The 15,952-nt window shown below is 69.3% G+C and carries 13 protein-coding genes and 4 pseudogenes; 13 read left to right on the plus strand and 4 right to left on the minus strand.

Annotation, left to right across the window (positions count from 1 at the left end; all coding sequences use genetic code 11):
- Positions 1-111: 111 nt before the first annotated feature.
- Genes G4G29_RS18915 through G4G29_RS18925 form a run of 4 tightly spaced genes read left to right on the plus strand, consistent with a single transcriptional unit; the run spans position 112 to position 1,905 of the window.
- Complete coding sequence (locus G4G29_RS18915; protein ID WP_309491604.1) at positions 112-558, plus strand: hypothetical protein; 447 nt, start codon at positions 112-114, stop codon at positions 556-558.
- A gap of 11 nt (positions 559-569) precedes the next feature.
- Positions 570-698 carry a hypothetical protein gene (locus tag G4G29_RS24310; protein ID WP_309491605.1) on the plus strand — a complete coding sequence of 43 codons (129 nt, stop codon included), beginning with the start codon at positions 570-572 and terminating at the stop codon, positions 696-698.
- A gap of 59 nt (positions 699-757) precedes the next feature.
- A complete protein-coding gene (locus tag G4G29_RS18920) occupies positions 758-1,216 on the plus strand; it encodes a MarR family transcriptional regulator (RefSeq protein WP_183151192.1) in 459 nt (152 codons plus the stop codon).
- Positions 1,213-1,905, plus strand: a complete 693-nt coding sequence (locus G4G29_RS18925; RefSeq protein ID WP_183151193.1) for a hypothetical protein — start codon at positions 1,213-1,215, stop codon at positions 1,903-1,905. Before G4G29_RS18920 ends, G4G29_RS18925 begins: the two co-directional genes overlap by 4 nt.
- A gap of 30 nt (positions 1,906-1,935) precedes the next feature.
- Here the strand turns inward: G4G29_RS18925 and G4G29_RS18930 are convergent, their stop codons facing one another.
- Positions 1,936-2,346 carry an MmcQ/YjbR family DNA-binding protein gene (locus tag G4G29_RS18930; protein ID WP_183151194.1) on the minus strand — a complete coding sequence of 137 codons (411 nt, stop codon included), beginning with the start codon at positions 2,344-2,346 and terminating at the stop codon, positions 1,936-1,938.
- A 67-nt stretch (positions 2,347-2,413) separates the two neighbouring features.
- Positions 2,414-5,406 (minus strand): annotated as a pseudogene (locus tag G4G29_RS18935) (glycoside hydrolase family 38 C-terminal domain-containing protein).
- 205 nt (positions 5,407-5,611) lie between these two features.
- Between G4G29_RS18935 and G4G29_RS18940 the strand changes: the two are divergent.
- Positions 5,612-6,517: pseudogene (locus tag G4G29_RS18940) on the plus strand (LacI family DNA-binding transcriptional regulator); the annotation flags it as partial.
- A gap of 138 nt (positions 6,518-6,655) precedes the next feature.
- Here G4G29_RS18940 and G4G29_RS18945 read toward each other — a convergent pair.
- Positions 6,656-7,966, minus strand: a complete 1,311-nt coding sequence (locus tag G4G29_RS18945) for a glycosyl hydrolase (RefSeq protein WP_183151195.1) — start codon at positions 7,964-7,966, stop codon at positions 6,656-6,658.
- A 214-nt stretch (positions 7,967-8,180) separates the two neighbouring features.
- Between G4G29_RS18945 and G4G29_RS18950 the strand changes: the two genes are divergently transcribed.
- From G4G29_RS18950 to G4G29_RS23700, 8 genes and pseudogenes are all read left to right on the plus strand, one after another.
- Positions 8,181-9,482: an extracellular solute-binding protein gene (locus tag G4G29_RS18950; protein WP_183151196.1), complete on the plus strand. Its 1,302-nt coding sequence runs from the start codon at positions 8,181-8,183 to the stop codon at positions 9,480-9,482.
- A gap of 3 nt (positions 9,483-9,485) precedes the next feature.
- Positions 9,486-10,412, plus strand: a complete 927-nt coding sequence (locus G4G29_RS18955) for a sugar ABC transporter permease (RefSeq protein WP_244632205.1) — start codon at positions 9,486-9,488, stop codon at positions 10,410-10,412.
- A 295-nt stretch (positions 10,413-10,707) separates the two neighbouring features.
- Positions 10,708-11,343 (plus strand): carbohydrate ABC transporter permease, encoded by a 636-nt coding sequence (locus G4G29_RS18960; RefSeq protein ID WP_244632206.1) that lies wholly within the window; start codon positions 10,708-10,710, stop codon positions 11,341-11,343.
- On the plus strand, positions 11,340-11,735 hold the full coding sequence (locus tag G4G29_RS23025) for a hypothetical protein (RefSeq protein WP_244632207.1): 396 nt from the start codon (positions 11,340-11,342) through the stop codon (positions 11,733-11,735). Before G4G29_RS18960 ends, G4G29_RS23025 begins: the two co-directional genes overlap by 4 nt.
- A 144-nt stretch (positions 11,736-11,879) precedes the next feature.
- Positions 11,880-12,368, plus strand: a pseudogene (locus G4G29_RS23030) (alpha-1,2-mannosidase); the annotation flags it as partial.
- Positions 12,369-12,754: 386 nt separating this feature from the next.
- Positions 12,755-13,282 (plus strand): annotated as a pseudogene (locus tag G4G29_RS23690) (glycoside hydrolase domain-containing protein); the annotation flags it as partial.
- Positions 13,272-13,847 (plus strand): glycoside hydrolase domain-containing protein, encoded by a 576-nt coding sequence (locus G4G29_RS23695; RefSeq protein ID WP_274601201.1) that lies wholly within the window; start codon positions 13,272-13,274, stop codon positions 13,845-13,847. The pseudogene G4G29_RS23690 and the gene G4G29_RS23695, both read left to right, overlap by 11 nt.
- The gene (locus G4G29_RS23700) at positions 13,748-14,554 is read left to right on the plus strand and encodes a glycoside hydrolase domain-containing protein (protein ID WP_274601202.1); all 807 of its coding nucleotides are present in this window, start codon (positions 13,748-13,750) and stop codon (positions 14,552-14,554) included. Before G4G29_RS23695 ends, G4G29_RS23700 begins: the two co-directional genes overlap by 100 nt.
- Here G4G29_RS23700 and G4G29_RS18970 read toward each other — a convergent pair whose 3' ends face one another.
- On the minus strand, positions 14,555-15,763 hold the full coding sequence (locus G4G29_RS18970; RefSeq protein ID WP_244632208.1) for an endo-beta-N-acetylglucosaminidase H: 1,209 nt from the start codon (positions 15,761-15,763) through the stop codon (positions 14,555-14,557).
- Between the last annotated feature and the right edge of the window lie 189 nt (positions 15,764-15,952).

Below are 15,952 nucleotides of genomic sequence, written 5' to 3' on the forward strand. Positions count from 1 at the left end.
TGGCGGCCAAGGAGAGCCCTGGTCGGGCGCTGGCCACTCTACCCGAGGGCCCTGATCGGACCGCCGAGGCATACCGGCATCCCTTCAGCCTCAGCCAGTAGCGTGGAGCGCATGCGACTGAGCGCCGAGGCCGATCCCCAGCTGTGGATTCCCGTGACGGACTCGCTGGGGTGGAAGGGCCGCCGGCATCGCAAGGCCGCGATCCGGATGCTGCTCGGTCAGGTCAACGCGGCCGTCGGCGCGACGGAACGGCCCGGCTCGCGGTTCGGCGCGTGGGCGATGAGCCAGGCGGCGCCGATGCTCATGAAGCGGGCGGACGGCAGGGTGCTCGTATGGACCTGGAAGGCCGAGCCCGAACTCGTCGTGGCGATGGCGACCGCACAGGTCCTGACGCCGGATGTGCGGATCGCACGGGCCTCGATGCCGATGGACTACGACGACACCGAGTCGTTCCCCACCCGACTGGGCGTGGGCGAGAAGCTGCTCGTGCCGATGCCGCCGTCTCCCGCCTCTCCCCCTTCGCGACCTACACCTGGGACACGGGCACGCACCTGGTAACCCTGACCGCGGTGTGCAGCGCCAAGGAGCGCTTCGGCACCCTGATCGGCGCGCTCGACGACCTCGCGCGCAGCCTCCGCATCGCCGACGATCTCACGGGCGGCGAGTCGCCCGACGTGCTGCGCCTGCCGCCCGCCTGATCTCGCACTCCGACTACACAACTAGTGAAGTCGGGTAACTATGTAGTAGCATCATCATTATGGATCCGCTGCTGCTCGACCGCCTGCTCCAGATCGGCGACCTGTTCCAACGCGACATGGCACGTGCGTTCGAGGGGACGGGACTGACGACGGCGCGGGTCCACCTGCTGTGGACCCTGCAGCACGCGGGCCCGTCCACTCAGAAGACGCTCGCCCGACTGTGCGAGGTCAGTCCCCGCAACATCACAGGGCTCGTGGACGCCCTGGAGGCCACGGGGCACGTCCGGCGCACGCCGCATCCCTCCGACCGGCGAGCGGTGCTGGTCGAGCTGACCGCCTCGGCCTCCGAGACGATGGCACAGATGCAGAAGGAGCACACGGACCTCAATGCGACACTGCTCGCGGCCGTCGCCCCGGAGGACCGCGACGCCGTGGAGCGCGGAGTCTCCGCCATCGCCGCACACCTCGAGCAGCTCGTGGCTCAGGCGGCGGGCGAGCCCACGAAAGACGCCCCATGATCGCCGAGCAGAGCGTGAGCGGAGCGAAGCAGCCGGCTCCGCCGACCGCCCCGACGCGCACCGCCCGCATCGGGAGCCTGCTCCATCGGGCGCTGATCGCCGAGCTGCGCGTGTACTCGAGCATCGGCCGCGCGATCGCGAGACGGCCGGCGGTGCCGGCCGGTGGTACGGGGATCGGCTACCACCGCCCGGTACTGACCGTCCTCCTCATCTTCATCGTGCTCTCCGCCGTCGAGATCCCGATCCTCGACCTGATCGTGCACCCGTGGCCCGCCGTGCGCATCCCGATCCTGATCCTCGGCATCTGGGGACTCACCTGGATGCTGGGGCTGCTGTGCGCGATGCTGCTGCGCCCGCATGCCGTCGGCCCCGACGGCATCCACGTGCGGAGCGGTCTGGAGGTCGACGTCTTCATCCCGTGGGAGGCGGTGGCCTCCGTGGCGATCTCGAAGCGCGTCGACGAGCCGAAGCGGCCGCGCGTGACCGTGTCCGACAAAGGCGCCGAGTACGCGGAGCGGATGCAGGACGAGACGAACATCGAGATCGAACTCGAGCGCCCTCTGGCCGTCCATCTTCCGGGACTCGCACCGCGCGGCGGACAGCACGAGGTCACGAGCATCCGGCTCTGGGCCGACGAGCCTCGCGCGTTCCTCGACGCCGCGCGACCGTTCCTGACCGCCGCGGACTGAGCGGACGACGGGCTGCCGCCAGGAACCCGATCACTCCAGCCCGTGCTCCGCCAGCCACTCCTTCGCGACCGGCGCGGGCGCGCGCACGAGCCAAGCATCCGTGATGATCTCCTCGAGTCGGTCCCGGTCGACGACATCGAGACGCACGAGCAGCCCGGCGTAGCCGTCGAAGTGCGGGATCGTGAACAGGTCCTCGGGCTCGGCCGCGAGCAGGGCCTCCTTCTCACCGAGGTCGCCCACGCGCACCGCGAGCACCTTTCCTGACGGCCAGTCCCGTCCGAGCTCGGAGAGCTGACGCAGGTCCGTCGCGCTCGGGCCTCGCATCCACGCGAACTGTCCGCTCCTGACCCGCCACGCAGCCTCGCCGGTGTGTCCGCTCACGGTCTCTTCGACCCCGGGCAGAGCCAGGGCGATCGCGCGCACTTCCTCGATGCTCACCATGCCGTCATCGTCCACCCGGCGGCCCGTCGGCACAACACGGCCGCGCCCGTCACCCCGACGCGCGGGCTCAGCGCACGATGCGGAGCGTGCGCACCTCGAACGGCCGCAGACGCAGGGCGCCCCCGGTCCGCGCATCGTCGATGTCGTCTTCGATCAGAGTCACCTCGCGCACCTCCCGGTGCTCGAAGCCGATCGTCAGCTCTCCGGTCGCACGCCGACCGAGCGCCTCGTACACGCGCACGATCACGTCACCGGAGCCGTCGTCGGCGAGCTTGACCGACGACACCACGATGCCTTCACCCTGCACACTCACCAGGGGCTCGACCTCCCGCGCACCACGCACGACCGTGGGCAGAGCGTTGATGCGGATGCCCTCGGCCGTGGCGATCGCGGCATCCGCGCCGATCACGAAGCCCACCTCGATCTCGTGGTGCCCGTGGTCGGTGTCGGGATCGGGAACCGCGGGGCACGCAGCAGCGACAGCCGCACGGTCGTCGTCACCGCGTCGTCGGAGACCTCGCGCGCCGTGTCGTACCCGTAGATCGAGTCGTTCACGAGGGCGACACCGAAGTCGTGCTCGCGCACCAGCACGAACCGGTGCATGGAGGTCTCGAACTTCGCCGCCTCCCAGCTGGTGTTCGTGTGCGTGACCCGCGACTGGTAGCCGAACTGGGTCTCGGCCTCGGTGTGCGCGGCCTGGATGTCGAGCGGGAACGCGAGCTTGAGCAGCTTCTCGGTCTCATGCCAGTCGATCTCGTTGCGCAGCAGCACCGTGCGCGACTCGGGCGCGAGGATGATCGTCTGCGCGATGGTCGACTCGGAGAACGGGCGCACGACCACGATCTGCGCGACGCCCTTCACGACGGACGCCTCGATGGACGCGACCGCGGTGATGTCGTCGACGCTGTTGCGGTAGTACCGGTCGATGTCCCACGCATCCCACATGTTGGGGAAGTCCTGGTGCAGCTGGAACAGGTTCGCGGCCCTGCCCTGCGCGACGGCCTCGCGGCCGGTGGCCTTGTCGACGGCCGACACGATCAGACCATCGGCCGAGACGAGCACGGAGACGAGCTCGTTCTCCAGGCGCCAGCCGCCGTCTTCTTCCGTGAGCGAGACCGGCTCCGCCGTGGGCTCCGCCACGAAGGCCGCCCCGAGCGCGCGACCGCGCCCGACCGAGGTCGGATCGAACCGCAGCTCCCGGTCGCCCTCGCCCGCGAGCGAACGGCGGGCGGCGACCGAGATGTCCTCCGCATCCGACAGCACATCGGTCAGCACCGCGACGGCCTCGCGGTGCACCCACGCGATCGATGTACCGGGCAGGATGTCGTGGAACTCGTGCAGCAGCACAGCCTGCCACAGCCGGTCGAGCTCGGCCTGAGGATAGGCGGCGCCGGTGCGCACGGCATCGGTCGCCGCCCACAGCTCGGCCTCGACCAGCGCGTGCTCGGCCCAGCGGTGCAGCGCCTTGGTGGCGTGCTGGCTGGTGAGCGTTCCCCGGTGCAGCTCGAGGTACAGCTCGCCGACCCAGACGGCCGGATGCGGCAGCTCGGCCTTGGCAGCATCGAAGAAGACGTCCGGATGCTCCCACACCACCTGCGCGCTGCCCTCGAGGTCGCGCAGGCGCTCGGCCTTCCCTGTCATCTCGCGCGTCGTGCCGCCGCCGCCGTCGCCCCAGCCGACCGGGGCGATCGACCGCGAGCTGTGCCGGTTCTCCTTGAACTGCCGAGAGGCCTTCGCGACCTCCATGCCGCTCAGCTGCGAGTTGTAGGTGTCCATCGACGGGAAGTGCGTGAACACCTGCGAACCGTCGATGCCCTCCCAGAGGAACGAGTGGTGCGGGAAGACGTTCTGCTGGTTCCACGAGATCTTCTGCGTGAAGAACCACTCGAACCCGGCACGGCGCATCAGCTGCGGCAGGGCCGGCGAGTAGCCGAAGCTGTCGGGCAGCCACACGCCCTTCGACCGGATGCCGAACTCCCGCTCGAAGAACCGCTGCCCGTGCGAGAACTGCCGCACGAGGGACTCGCCCGTGGGCATCACGGTGTCGGACTCGACCCACATGCCGCCCAGAGGCAGGAAGCGCCCTGCGGCGACAGCGGCCTTGACCCGCTCCCACACCTCGGGACGATGCTCCTTGATCCAGGCGTACTGCTGCGCGCTCGACATGCCGTACTGGAAGTCGGGCTGTTCCTCGATGAGCGTCGTCATCGAGGAGGTCGTGCGGGCGACCTTGCGGATCGTCTCGCGCACGGGCCACAGCCACGCCGAGTCGATGTGCGCGTGACCGACGGCCGAGATCCGGTGCGCACTGGCTTCGGCGGGGGCGGCCAGCACCTCGGCCAGTCGGGCACGGGCGTCCGACGCGGTCTCGACGATGCGCTGCAGGTCGAGCACGTCGAGCGCGTCGTCCAGGGCCTGCAGGATGCGCATGCGGCGCGGCGAGGTCGACGGCAGCTCGGCCTGCAGCTCGAACAGCACCTCGAGGTCGAGGGAGAGGTCGAACACCTCCTTCTCGAACACCGCGAGATCGAGCCGCCGGAGCCGATACAGAGGCTCCTTCGAGGAGGTGAGGATGTCGCCCTCCTGCGTCGGGAGGAAGGGGTGGTAGTCGAGGAGGACGGGGTTCGACGCGCCCTCCAGGTAGAGCTCGACGGGCTCGTCGCCGACCGCGCTCTCGGTGATCGGCACCCACTGGTTCCTCGGGTTGATGCTCTTGATGGGCGTCCCGTCCGGGCGGTATGCCAGAGCCTCGCACTGGAAGCCCGTCATGTTCACGTCGAAGCCGAGGTCGATCAGGGCCTCGACGCGACGACCCGCCCATTCCGCCGGCACGCGTCCGGTCAGTCGGAACCACGTCGTCCCCCACGCCGGCCCCCATTGCGCGCCGACGGCTCCGGGTTCGAAGTCGAGCGCCAGACCCTCCGCCGGTGCGATCGGCTCGCTGGGCAGCAGGTGGAGGGCGACGTCCAGCGGCACGGAGGTCGAGTGGATCGCGGGGCGGATCCGTTCTTCGAGGACCCGCTTGACGCGGCCGACGGTGAGGGAGGTGTCGTCATGCATGGGTGTGTTCTCCGGGCTCGACGGTGAGTGCTGGTTCGCGGCGCCGCGCCGTGCGGGCGTCCGGTTGATGCTATCGGATTTACTAAAGCGATCTAGTGATGAGTCTAGATCACCTGTCCCGCGTCTTCCAGAGCGCTAAACCGATCAAGTAGGGTGAGGGACTATGAGTCCGGCGAAACGTGTCACGATCGCCGATATCGCGCGCATGGCCGGCGTCTCCCCCGGCGCCGTCTCGTTCGCCCTCAACGGTCGTCCCGGCGTGAGCGATGAGACCAGGCAGCGCATCCTGTCGATCGTCGACGAGAACGGCTGGCAGCCGAGCTCGGCCGCGCGCGCCCTTGTCGGCGCCCGCGCGAACACGGTGGGCTTCGCGCTCGCCCGTCCGGCACGGTCGCTCGGCTCCGAGGCGTTCTTCACCGATCTGATCGCCGGCATCGAGTCGCGGCTGTCCGAGAGCAAGGTCAGCCTGCAGCTGCGCCTCGTGACCGACATCGCCGAGGAGATGGAGGTGCATCGGCAGTGGCGCTCCTCCAACCAGGTCGACGGCATCATCCTGATCGACCCCCGCGACGACGACCCCCGCAGCGACCGCATCGCCGCCCTCGATGCGCGCGCCGTGCTGATCGGCTCCAAGCCCTCGCCCGAGGGTGCGGTGCCGAGCGTGTGGATCGGCGACGACGCCGTGGCCGAGACCCTCTTCTCGTACCTCGCGGCACTGGGCCACTCCCGCATCGCCTACGTCGCCGGACCGGCCGAGCTGGAGCACACACGCCTCCGCGCCGAGGTGCTGGAGAGCATGGCATCCGACGGCATCCACGGCGAGGTCATCGCGACCGACTTCTCGCCCGCCCGCGCCTCCGCGGTGACCCGCACCCTGCTGTCGGGACGACAGCGTCCGACCGCGATCGTGTACGACAACGACGTGATGGCCGTGGCCGGACTCCGCGTCGCGCAGGAGATGGGGCGGCACGTCCCTCGCGACGTCTCACTCGCCTCCTTCGACGACTCGGTCATCGCGGGACTGATCAATCCGTCGATCACCGCGATGACGAGAGACACCTTCGAGCTCGGCGAGACGGCGGCCACCCTCCTGCTGCGTCAGATCGAGGCGGGCACGACGCTGCCCAGCGTCGAAGGCCCCACCCCCGTGCTCACAGCGCGCGAGAGCACGGCACCCCCGCCGACCTCGCCTGACGAGCCCCAGCCCTCCGGACGAGCACCGCCCCGCGGGGCGCCGACGGTGCGACACTCAGCCCTGGACCACGGTGTTGACCGAGCCGTAGGGGTCGACGGCACTCGCCGACAGGTCGGGACGGATGAGGCGACGGATGCCCCTGGCATCGAGCGCGGCGGGGTCGAGGGCATCGCGGGAGGTGACCAGCGCGGGGTCGAGTCCTGCGGCGCATGCATCCGCCCACGCCTGGAACACCGCGCCGCCGGGGCTCAGCGCCGCGCGACTGAGCGGCACCTCGCGCTCGTCGACGTCGACGACGATCGCGGTGTCGCGCAGCGGCGGGGCGGTGCGCCGACGCAGCTCGGGGATGAGCTCGGCGAGACGCCGACCGAGGGGCTTGGCCGCGCCGTCCTGGCCGATCAGACCGAGAGAGTACTCGAGCTCGGGGAAGTCGCCGAGGTCGCGGCTCACATCGTGCGAGCACCACCAGGTGATGCCCCACAGGTTCTCGGTGCGCGCGGCCGAGCGGACGGTCGCCTCCAGGAAGCCGGGCATCTCGCCCTCGTCGAGGCAGTTCGACGGCGCACCCACCTCCTGCAGCCACACCACCCGCTCCGGATCGGTCGCGAACGCCCTGGACAGCTCGATCAGATACTCGGCGTGCCGGTCGGAGGCGACCGAGCGACCGCCGTAGCGCTGGGCGGTGCCGTTGAAGATCCAGGAATGGATCGTGGTCATCGCGCCGAGCCGGGAGGCATGGGCCGGAGTGAAGCCGTGCCCGTCCATGTACCAGACCGCGTCGTATTCGCTGTGCACGTGAGGCAGTCCCGGAGCTGAGGACTCCGCCGCCGAGAGCAGCGACGAGATCCACGCGCCGGCCTGGTCCTGCGTGACCGGCCACGGCGAGGGGTGGGTGTGCGCGGAGAACTGGTTCGTCTCGTTGCCGAGCGTCAGGCCCAAGAAGTTCGGCGCATCGCGCAGTGCCTGTCCGAGCCGCTCGACGAGGGCGATCTGCCCCTGCAGCGCCTTCTCATCCGTGAACATGTTCTTGTCGTGCCAGGTGTACAGCCATGACGGCACGAAGTCGAAGCTGGAGAGGTGCCCCTGGATCACGTCGATGCTCGCGTCGAGTCCGAACTCCGCGGCCACATCGACCACGGCGCGGACGTCGTCGACCGCCTTCGCCCGGATCAGGGTCCGGTTCGGCTGCAGCACCGTCCACAGCGGGAACACACGGACGTGGTCGAGTCCGAGCGCGGCGAGGGCGGCGAAGTCACGGCGCACATCGTCGAGATCGAGGTCGAGCCACGAGTGCATCCAGTCCTTCGACGGCGTGTAGTTCGCCCCGAATCTCAGGGGAGCATCGAGAGCGCCGCGCTGCGTCATGTGTTCGGACCTTTCGGACGGTGACCTCGGGCGAGGCCATGGTCGCACCACTATAACGCTTGAGCAACGAGCAACACACCGCTCCGACCAGCGATGTCAGGAGCGAAGCGCTCTGCGTCTTGACAGCGGAGGAATCGGATGGTTTCATCTGCTAAAGCGTTGTAGTCCCTTCGTGGACGGCACGCGGATTCGCCCGCCTCGAGGAAGAAGCACGATGAAAGTTCCCACACGCATTGTCGCTCTGGCAGCATTCAGCATCGGCGTTCTGGCGCTGACGAGTTGCACGGGGGGCGGCGGAGCCACCAGCGACTCCGGCCCCATCGACACCTCCGGCGAACTGAGCGGATCGATCCAGTTCCAGACCTGGTCGCTCAAGAACGAGAAGTTCACCCCCTACTTCGAGGACCTCATCGACGCGTTCGAGAAGGAGCACCCCGACGTGAAGGTCGAGTGGCTCGACCAGCCGGGCGACGGCTACCAGGACAAGATCCTGAGCCAGGCGAACGCCGACACCCTTCCCGACGTGTTGAACCTGCCGCCGGACATCGCCTACCCCCTGGTCGCCGCGGGCAAGCTGGTCGACATCGAGACCGCCGACCCCGAGCTGAAGTCGGTCTACAACGCCGGCGCCTGGGACTCGTACAGCCAATACCCCGGGGTCGACGGCACGTACGGGCTCCCCTGGTACCTCTCCAGCGACGCCTCGTGGTGGAACCTCGCGCAGCTCGCCCCCTACGGCGTGACGGAGGACAACCTTCCGACGACCGTTGACGAACTCCTCGACCTCGCGAAGGACGTCGCGACCGAGTCCGGGGGCAAGGTGCAGCTGCTCTCGTCGATCCCCGCGCTCGACACGTTCACGGCTGCGGGCATGGAGGTCATCGACGACGAGGGCGAGTTCGACTTCAACACCGACGAGGCCGCCGAGATCATCCAGGCGTACGCCGACGCCTACGCCGCCGGGGCGATGCCCGCCGAGGCCTTGACGGGCGACTACGGCGGGAACGCCGAGGCCTACATCCAGGAGAAGGTCGCCTTCACGACCGGAGGCACGGGCTTCACGACCGACCTCCAGAAGGACGCTCCGGCCCTGCTGGAGAACACCGTGGCCACCCCGCGCCTCGGCATCGCGCCGCTGTACGTGCAGGGCCTCAACGTGTCGGCCGACTCGGACAACAAGGAAGCAGCGCTGGCCTTCGCCGAGTTCGTCACGAACGAGGAGAACCAGGTCGCGTTCTCGTCCCTCGCCGTCGGAACCGCTCCCGGCACGGCCGCCGGCGGCGACGCGGTCGTCGACAACATCGCCTCCACGGTGACCGACGAGAAGCAGCTCGCCGCGATCGACACCGTGTTCGGCGCGATGAAGGATGCGAAGGCGCTGCCGTTCCAGTGGACCTCCGACATGGCCACGTACATGACCCAGCAGATCGCCCTGGCCATCAACGGCGAAGCGGACCCGAAGGCTCAGCTCGACAAGATCGTCGAGTACGCCAACGCGAACCGCGTGGATCAGTAAGCCATGAGCGCGAACACCGGCATCCGGGGCAGAGGGACGACCATGAGATCGCACAAGTGGTTCACCCCCTGGCTCCTCATCGCCCCCGCCGTCATCTGGGTGCTGGTGTTCGCGCTCTGGCCGTTCCTCAACACGGTCTTCCTGAGCTTCACCGACGCGCGTCCGCTGCGCACGCCCGGATTCGTCGGCGGAGCCAACTACGAGCGCATGTTCGGCGACGAGATGTTCTGGAACGCGCTGACGACCTGCCTCATCTACGTCGTCGTCTGCGTCCCGCTGCTGACGGTCCTCCCACTGCTGCTGGCGCTGCTGGTGCAGAAGAAGCTGCCGGGCATCTCGTTCTTCCGCACCACGTTCTACTTCCCCGTGATCGCGTCGGTCGTCGTGGTCGCCCTCATCTGGACCTGGCTGTTCGACAGCCGCGGCATCATCAACCAGACCCTCGAGTTCCTCGGCCTGATCGACCAGCCGATGGCGTTCCTCGTCGACCGCTGGCTGCTGCTCGGCTGCGCCATCCTGCTCACGGTCTGGAAGGGCCTCGGCTACTACATGGTCGTGTACCTGGCGGCCCTCGGAAACGTCGGCAAGGAGCTGCATGAGGCGGCGATGCTCGACGGGGCCGGTGCCTTCCGCCGCTTCCTTTCCGTCACGATCCCCTCGGTGCGCGGCGCGATGCTCCTCATCTCCGTCCTGATCGCCGTGTCGGCCATGCGGGTGTTCGCCGAACTCGACGTGCTCTCCAAGAGCACGGGCGGCCCCGGCGGCTACGACATGTCGCTCGTGATGCTGATCCGCCAGGTCGGCTCCGGCCTCAACGGCAACATCGGCTACGCGTCCGCGATCAGCGTCGCGCTGTTCCTCCTCACCCTCATCCCGCTCGCCGCGATCGCCTTCATGAATCGCGAGAAGAAGGCGAAGGCTCCCGCATGAGCACCCTCACCCCGCCCCGCGCCGACGACTCCCCGCCGTCGAGGATCGCCCCTCGTCTCCCGCGCGCGAGCGCATCTTCCGGCGCCGCGGCTCCGGCGACTTCAGCAAGCCGCCCCTCGGCGGGCTGATCGGTCGCTACGCCCTCCTCGTCCTGGTCCTGTTCCTCGTCATCGGGCCGTTCATCTGGCAGCTGTCGACCTCGTTCAAGGGCCCGCAGGAGAACATCTACTCCTTCCCGCCGGAGCTCATCCCGCGCGATCCGACCCTCCAGAACTACTCGCGCGTCGCCGACATCGTGCCGGTGTACCTCTACGCGTGGCACTCGCTGCTCGTCTCGATCGGCACGGTCGTGAGCAACGTGGTCCTGGCCACGTTCGCGGGCTACGCCCTGGGGTGCATGCGCTTCCGCGGCAAGTGGATCGTCATGGGGATCCTGCTGTCGACCCTGCTGTTCCCCGGTGAGGTCACGGTCACGAGCAACTTCCTCACGATCCGCGCGCTGGGTCTGGCCGACACCCTGTGGGGCGTGTTCCTCCCCGGCGCGATCAGCGCGATGAACGTGCTGCTGATCGCCACCGCCTGCCGGATGATCCCCAAGGACGTCTTGGACGCCGCGACCGTCGACGGTGCGACGACGTGGCAGCGCATCCGCCACATCGTCTGGCCGAACATCCGCGGGATGGTCTCGGTCGTCGCGATCTTCGCGTTCATCGGCGCGTGGGACGACTACCTCTGGCCGCTGATCGTGCTGTCCGACCCCTCGAAGTACACGCTCACGGTCGGCATGGCCTACCTCAACAGCAGCTTCTCGGTCGACCCGCGCCTGATCGCCGCCGGCACCATGATCGCGCTGGTGCCGATCGTCATCATGTTCTCCTTCACGCAGCGCTTCTTCTTCAAGGGCGTGCAGGAGGGGGCGATCAAGGGGTGAGCACCGCGCACCTCGCCCCGGCGGCGGGGCCCGCGGATCCGCCGTCGTCTCGTCCGCGCGTCGGCGTGCTCCCCGGACCCGTCTTCGCATTCACGTTCGACCCGGCCGTCGGCGAGCACCGGGTGGACGTCCCGGAGCTGACGGACATCGTCCTCACGAGCGAGACCGTGCTGCACTGGGCTTTCTACGCCGACGGCCGCGACGCGACGCATGCCCCGCACGCCGCCCTCGCCGTGACCGTCGACGTGCGCCTTCCCGACGGCAGGCGCCTGAGCGATCACGCCGCCGTCCGCGACCGCTACGACTTCCCCTCGATGCCGAAGCGCAGTTCGGCGCCAAGTGGTCGTTCCCCGAGCAGTGGAACGCCGACACCGTCTCGCTCGCGCCGCTGAGCTCCGATCGCCGCGGGGCCGTGGAGCTCGTGCTCGGCACCGCGTCCCTCGCCGCGGCATCCGGACTCCCGCGCGTGCGACCGGGTTCGTGCAGGTCCTCGTCGAGGAACGCCCCTCTCCCGGGGACATCCCCCAGTGGAGCGGGTGGACACGCGTCGGGGCAGCCACTCGGGGCCCCGCTTCTCGCGCGGCAACACGATCCCGGCGGTCGCCGTACCCCACGGCTTCACCTTCGTCACGCCCGCCACCGATGCGTCGGACTCCCGCTGGCCCTATCGCCCGTCCGTGCACGACGATCCCGCTGGGCGTCGACTGGAGGCTCTCCAGTTCTCGCATCAGCCGAGTCCGTGGATCGGCGATCGCGCCGTGCTGCAGGTGATGCCGTTCCTCGGTCGCCCCACCTCGCAGCGTGCCGGTCGGAGGCGATGGATCGTCCCCGGCTCGGAGCGGGCGCGTCCGCACGAATATGCCGTCGAGCTGGGCGACGGACTGCACGCCGAGATGACGGCGACCTCGCACGCGGCCGCCTTCCGGGTCCGGGCCGACGACGCGGATGCGCGTGTCGGTCTCGTCCTCGATCAGCTCACGGATGAGGGCCGACTCGTCTGGACGGACGACGACCACTTCGAGGGCTGGGTCCCGGAGGGCCCCGATGACTGGGGCAACGCACCGCGCTGCTATTTCGCGGGAGCCGTGATCTCGGACGACCCCGGGAGTCCGGGCGAGCGCTCGATGCTCGACGACGACGGGCGCGGACGGGTCGCGGGCTGGATCGCCGCGCGTCGCCGGTTGGAGGTCCGCATCGCGGTGTCGTTCCTCTCCGTGGAGCAGGCCTGGCGCAACCTCGCCCTGGAGGCGCCGGCATCCGTGCCGTACGAGCAGCTGAGGGAGGATGCCGCCGCAGCCTGGAACCGGGTGCTCGAGCGCGTCACGATCCCCCGATGCCAGCGGACGCGGCGCGGTACCGCTCGCTGGCCGATGAGGAGCACCGAGCCCGGATCGCCGCGGCCCTTCATCGCATGCACCTGTATCCGAACAGCGCCGCCGAGAACACCGGCACGGCGGGGCAACCCGTGTGGCGGTTCGCCGACGTCTTCGTCCCCCGCGAGCCCTACGGTGAGCGCGCGACGAGTGCGCCGGTCGCGGAGGGCGAGCTGGTCGTCAACAACGGCTACTGGGACACCTATCGCACCGAATGGCCCGCACTCGCCCTTCTCGACCCCGCCCTCACGGGACGACTGCTCGACGGCCAGCTCGCCCAGTACCGCCACGGCGGATGGATGGCCCGGTGGAGCGCCCCCGGATACGTCGACAGCATGGTCGGCACCTCGAGCGATCAGATCTTCGCCGACGCGAGCAGGTGGGGCGTGGCGTTCGATCGCCCTGCCGCGTTCGAGAGCGGCTGGCGGAACGCCTGCGAGCCCGGACCCGACGCCCGGAGGGGGCGCAAGGGCATCGCGCAGGGCCGCTTCACCGGGTACATCTCCTCCGCCGTGCCCGAGGGCATGAGCTGGAGCATCGAGAACGCGGTGAGCGATGCCGCGCTCGGCCGGTTCGCCGCGCAGCTCGCCGAGGACGCCGGATCCGAGGAGGACGCCGCCCGCCACCGCGCCTTCGCCCGGTACTTCGCCAACAGAGCGCTCGTACCGGTCCCTGTACGACGCCGGCACCGGGTTCTTCCGCGGCAGGGATGCGGATGGCGAGTTCGCGCCCGGCTTCGATCCGCGGGCGTGGGGCGGCGACAACGTCGAGACGAACGCGTGGGGCATGTCGGTCGGCGCCGTCCACGACGGTCACGGGCTCGCGGCTCTGCACGGCGGACCCGGTGGGCTCGGTCGTCACCTCGACGCGCTCTTCGCCGAACCGGAGACCGCCGAGGAGCGCTTCGGCGGCGCGTACGGGGCCGTGATCCATGAGCAGCGGGAGGCCAGAGCGCTGCGCTCCGGCATGTGCGCGATCTCCAACCAGCCCGCCCATCACATCCCCTTCATGTATGCGTTCTCCGACCGTCCGTGGCGCGCGGGGCGATCGTGCACGACCTGGCCGGACGCCTGTTCGCCGGGGCGCACATCGGCCAGGGGTTCCCCGGCGACGAGGACAACGGCGAGATGAGCGCCTGGTGGCTGTGGGCGGCCCTCGGGCTGTATCCGTTGGAGCTCGCGTCCGGCGTCCTGCGGATCGGCTCACCGCTCTTCGACGACATCCGCGTCGACCGAGGCGACGGGTCGTCCCTGCGCATCCGCTCCCGTCGCAGCGAGCCGGGTGCCCGGGTGCTGCGCCGTGCCGGGATCGACGGGGTCGCACTCGACGGAGCCGAGCTGCCCCTCGCTGCACTCGCCGGCGACGTGGAACTCGAACTGGACTTCGGCACCGATTCGGCGGAGGCGCTCGAGAAGGGCGGCTCCACCGCCACGGATGGCACCGCGTGGTGCCAGGACCTCACGGGCGGCACCGGCGAGGTCATCGCATCGGCCGCGGTGGTCGGCGCCGCCTTCCTTTTCGACGACGGAGATCCTGCGGGTTCGGGCGGTGTGACCCTGGCCGAGGGTGAGGGGGCAGGGTGGCGGTTCCCGGAACCCCGGGCCGTCAGCGACGTGACCGTCACGATGGTCGACGCCGCATCGTCGTCGTCGCTCCGGTGGGAGGTCATCGGGGTGGACGGCACCTGGATACCCGCGCCCCCGACGCACGTCGGCGACCTCCCCGCCGACCGCACCACCCCGTTCACGCTGAGGTCTCGGGTCGTGACCCCGGCGATCCGCGTGCGGGCGGATGCCGAGGTCACTATCCGTCAGGTCGAGGTCTTCGACCTCGGGTGATCACTTCGACAGGATGAACGACACCTCGGTGGTGTTGCCGGCGACGTCGACGACCTGCAGGGTGTTGGAACCGCGGACCGCCCCGAACGCGCCGGGCTTCACGAAGTTCAGATCGCTCCATCTGTCGTCTGTGAGGTCTTTCAGGACTCCGTTGACGTACAGCCGGTCGATCTTCCCCTCGTCGTGGAGCGCGAAGCTCACGCGCTGATAGACGCCGTCCGCCCTACTCTTCGTGAACCGCGCGCCTTCCTTGACGGTGACGGTGGGCGGCGTCGTGTCACGCGGCGCCGCCCGGTACGCGGTCGCCTCGCCCTTGAGCTCCTCCGTGATCCCCGACAGGAAAGCCGACTGGTCCGTCGCGGTGAGGTTGTAGGCGACGTAGACGCCGTACCCGTCAGCCGCCGTCCGCGCGGCGAAGTCGGCCGCGGTCGCGGCCGAGGTGTTCGACAGGTCGATCGCCGCGGCGCCGATCCGACTCCGCTCGTCGAGACCCGGAACCGTGGGCGCGTCATAGGTCGGGTAGTAGGGATTCCACGCGTAGTCGAGCACACTCGCGGTGTCGAAGAGGCTGAAATCGGTGGTCGTGTACGTCGGCCCGATCGCATACAGGCTGATGATCTTGTCCGGCCCGAGCCGATCGCGCAGCGCGCTGGCCAGCCAGCCGAACGACTGCGGATTCGGCTGCGGCGTGCCGTTCGCCCCGTATTCGGTCCACTCATCGTCGAAGTCGATGCCGTCGAGGCCGTACGTCGTCACCGCGTCGGCGAGCTGAGCGGCGAAGGCATCAGCCTCGGCGTAGGTCGTGAAGTTCGCGAAACCGGCGCCCTGGTGGTTGCCGAGCACCGACAGCAGCACCTTGGTGCCTCCCGCCTGAACCGGTCGGATCTGGCCCTCGGCGTCTTCCAGCGTCTCGGTGACGCGCTCGTTGAAGTGGAGGTACGCCTTCTCCCCGTCGTAGTTGATGTTGGCGGCGAAGATCATCGCCATGTCGATGGCCGCGCGCCCCGAGTCCGCCAGCGTGTAGTCGGCCACATTGACTAAATCGTTCGAGTTCACTTCGACATAGACCGCGAGCTTCGGATCGGCATCCTCCGTGTCAGCGGTGGCGGCACCCCCTCCCGCGAACGCGACCCCTCCGGCGACCGCGAGCGCGGCGAGGGCCGTGATTCCCCTGCCCAAGCGATGGTTCCCGGCGTTCGATTGGTTCATGACAGATCGTCTCCTTTGGCGTCGGTGTCGCTCTTCCGTCGCGGCTGCGCGACGTGGGGCCGACTATATCGCTTAAGTAATCGCGTCGGAAGAGTGACCGCACGGGAAGGATCTTGCCGACGACGTGGGCGGCGGGCACCGACCAGACCGATGGGCACCATGCCCGCCCTGGCGAACGCGGTCCTTTCC

This window comes from Microbacterium sp. Se63.02b (assembly GCF_014171575.1).
Taxonomy (GTDB): Bacteria; Actinomycetota; Actinomycetes; order Actinomycetales; family Microbacteriaceae; genus Microbacterium.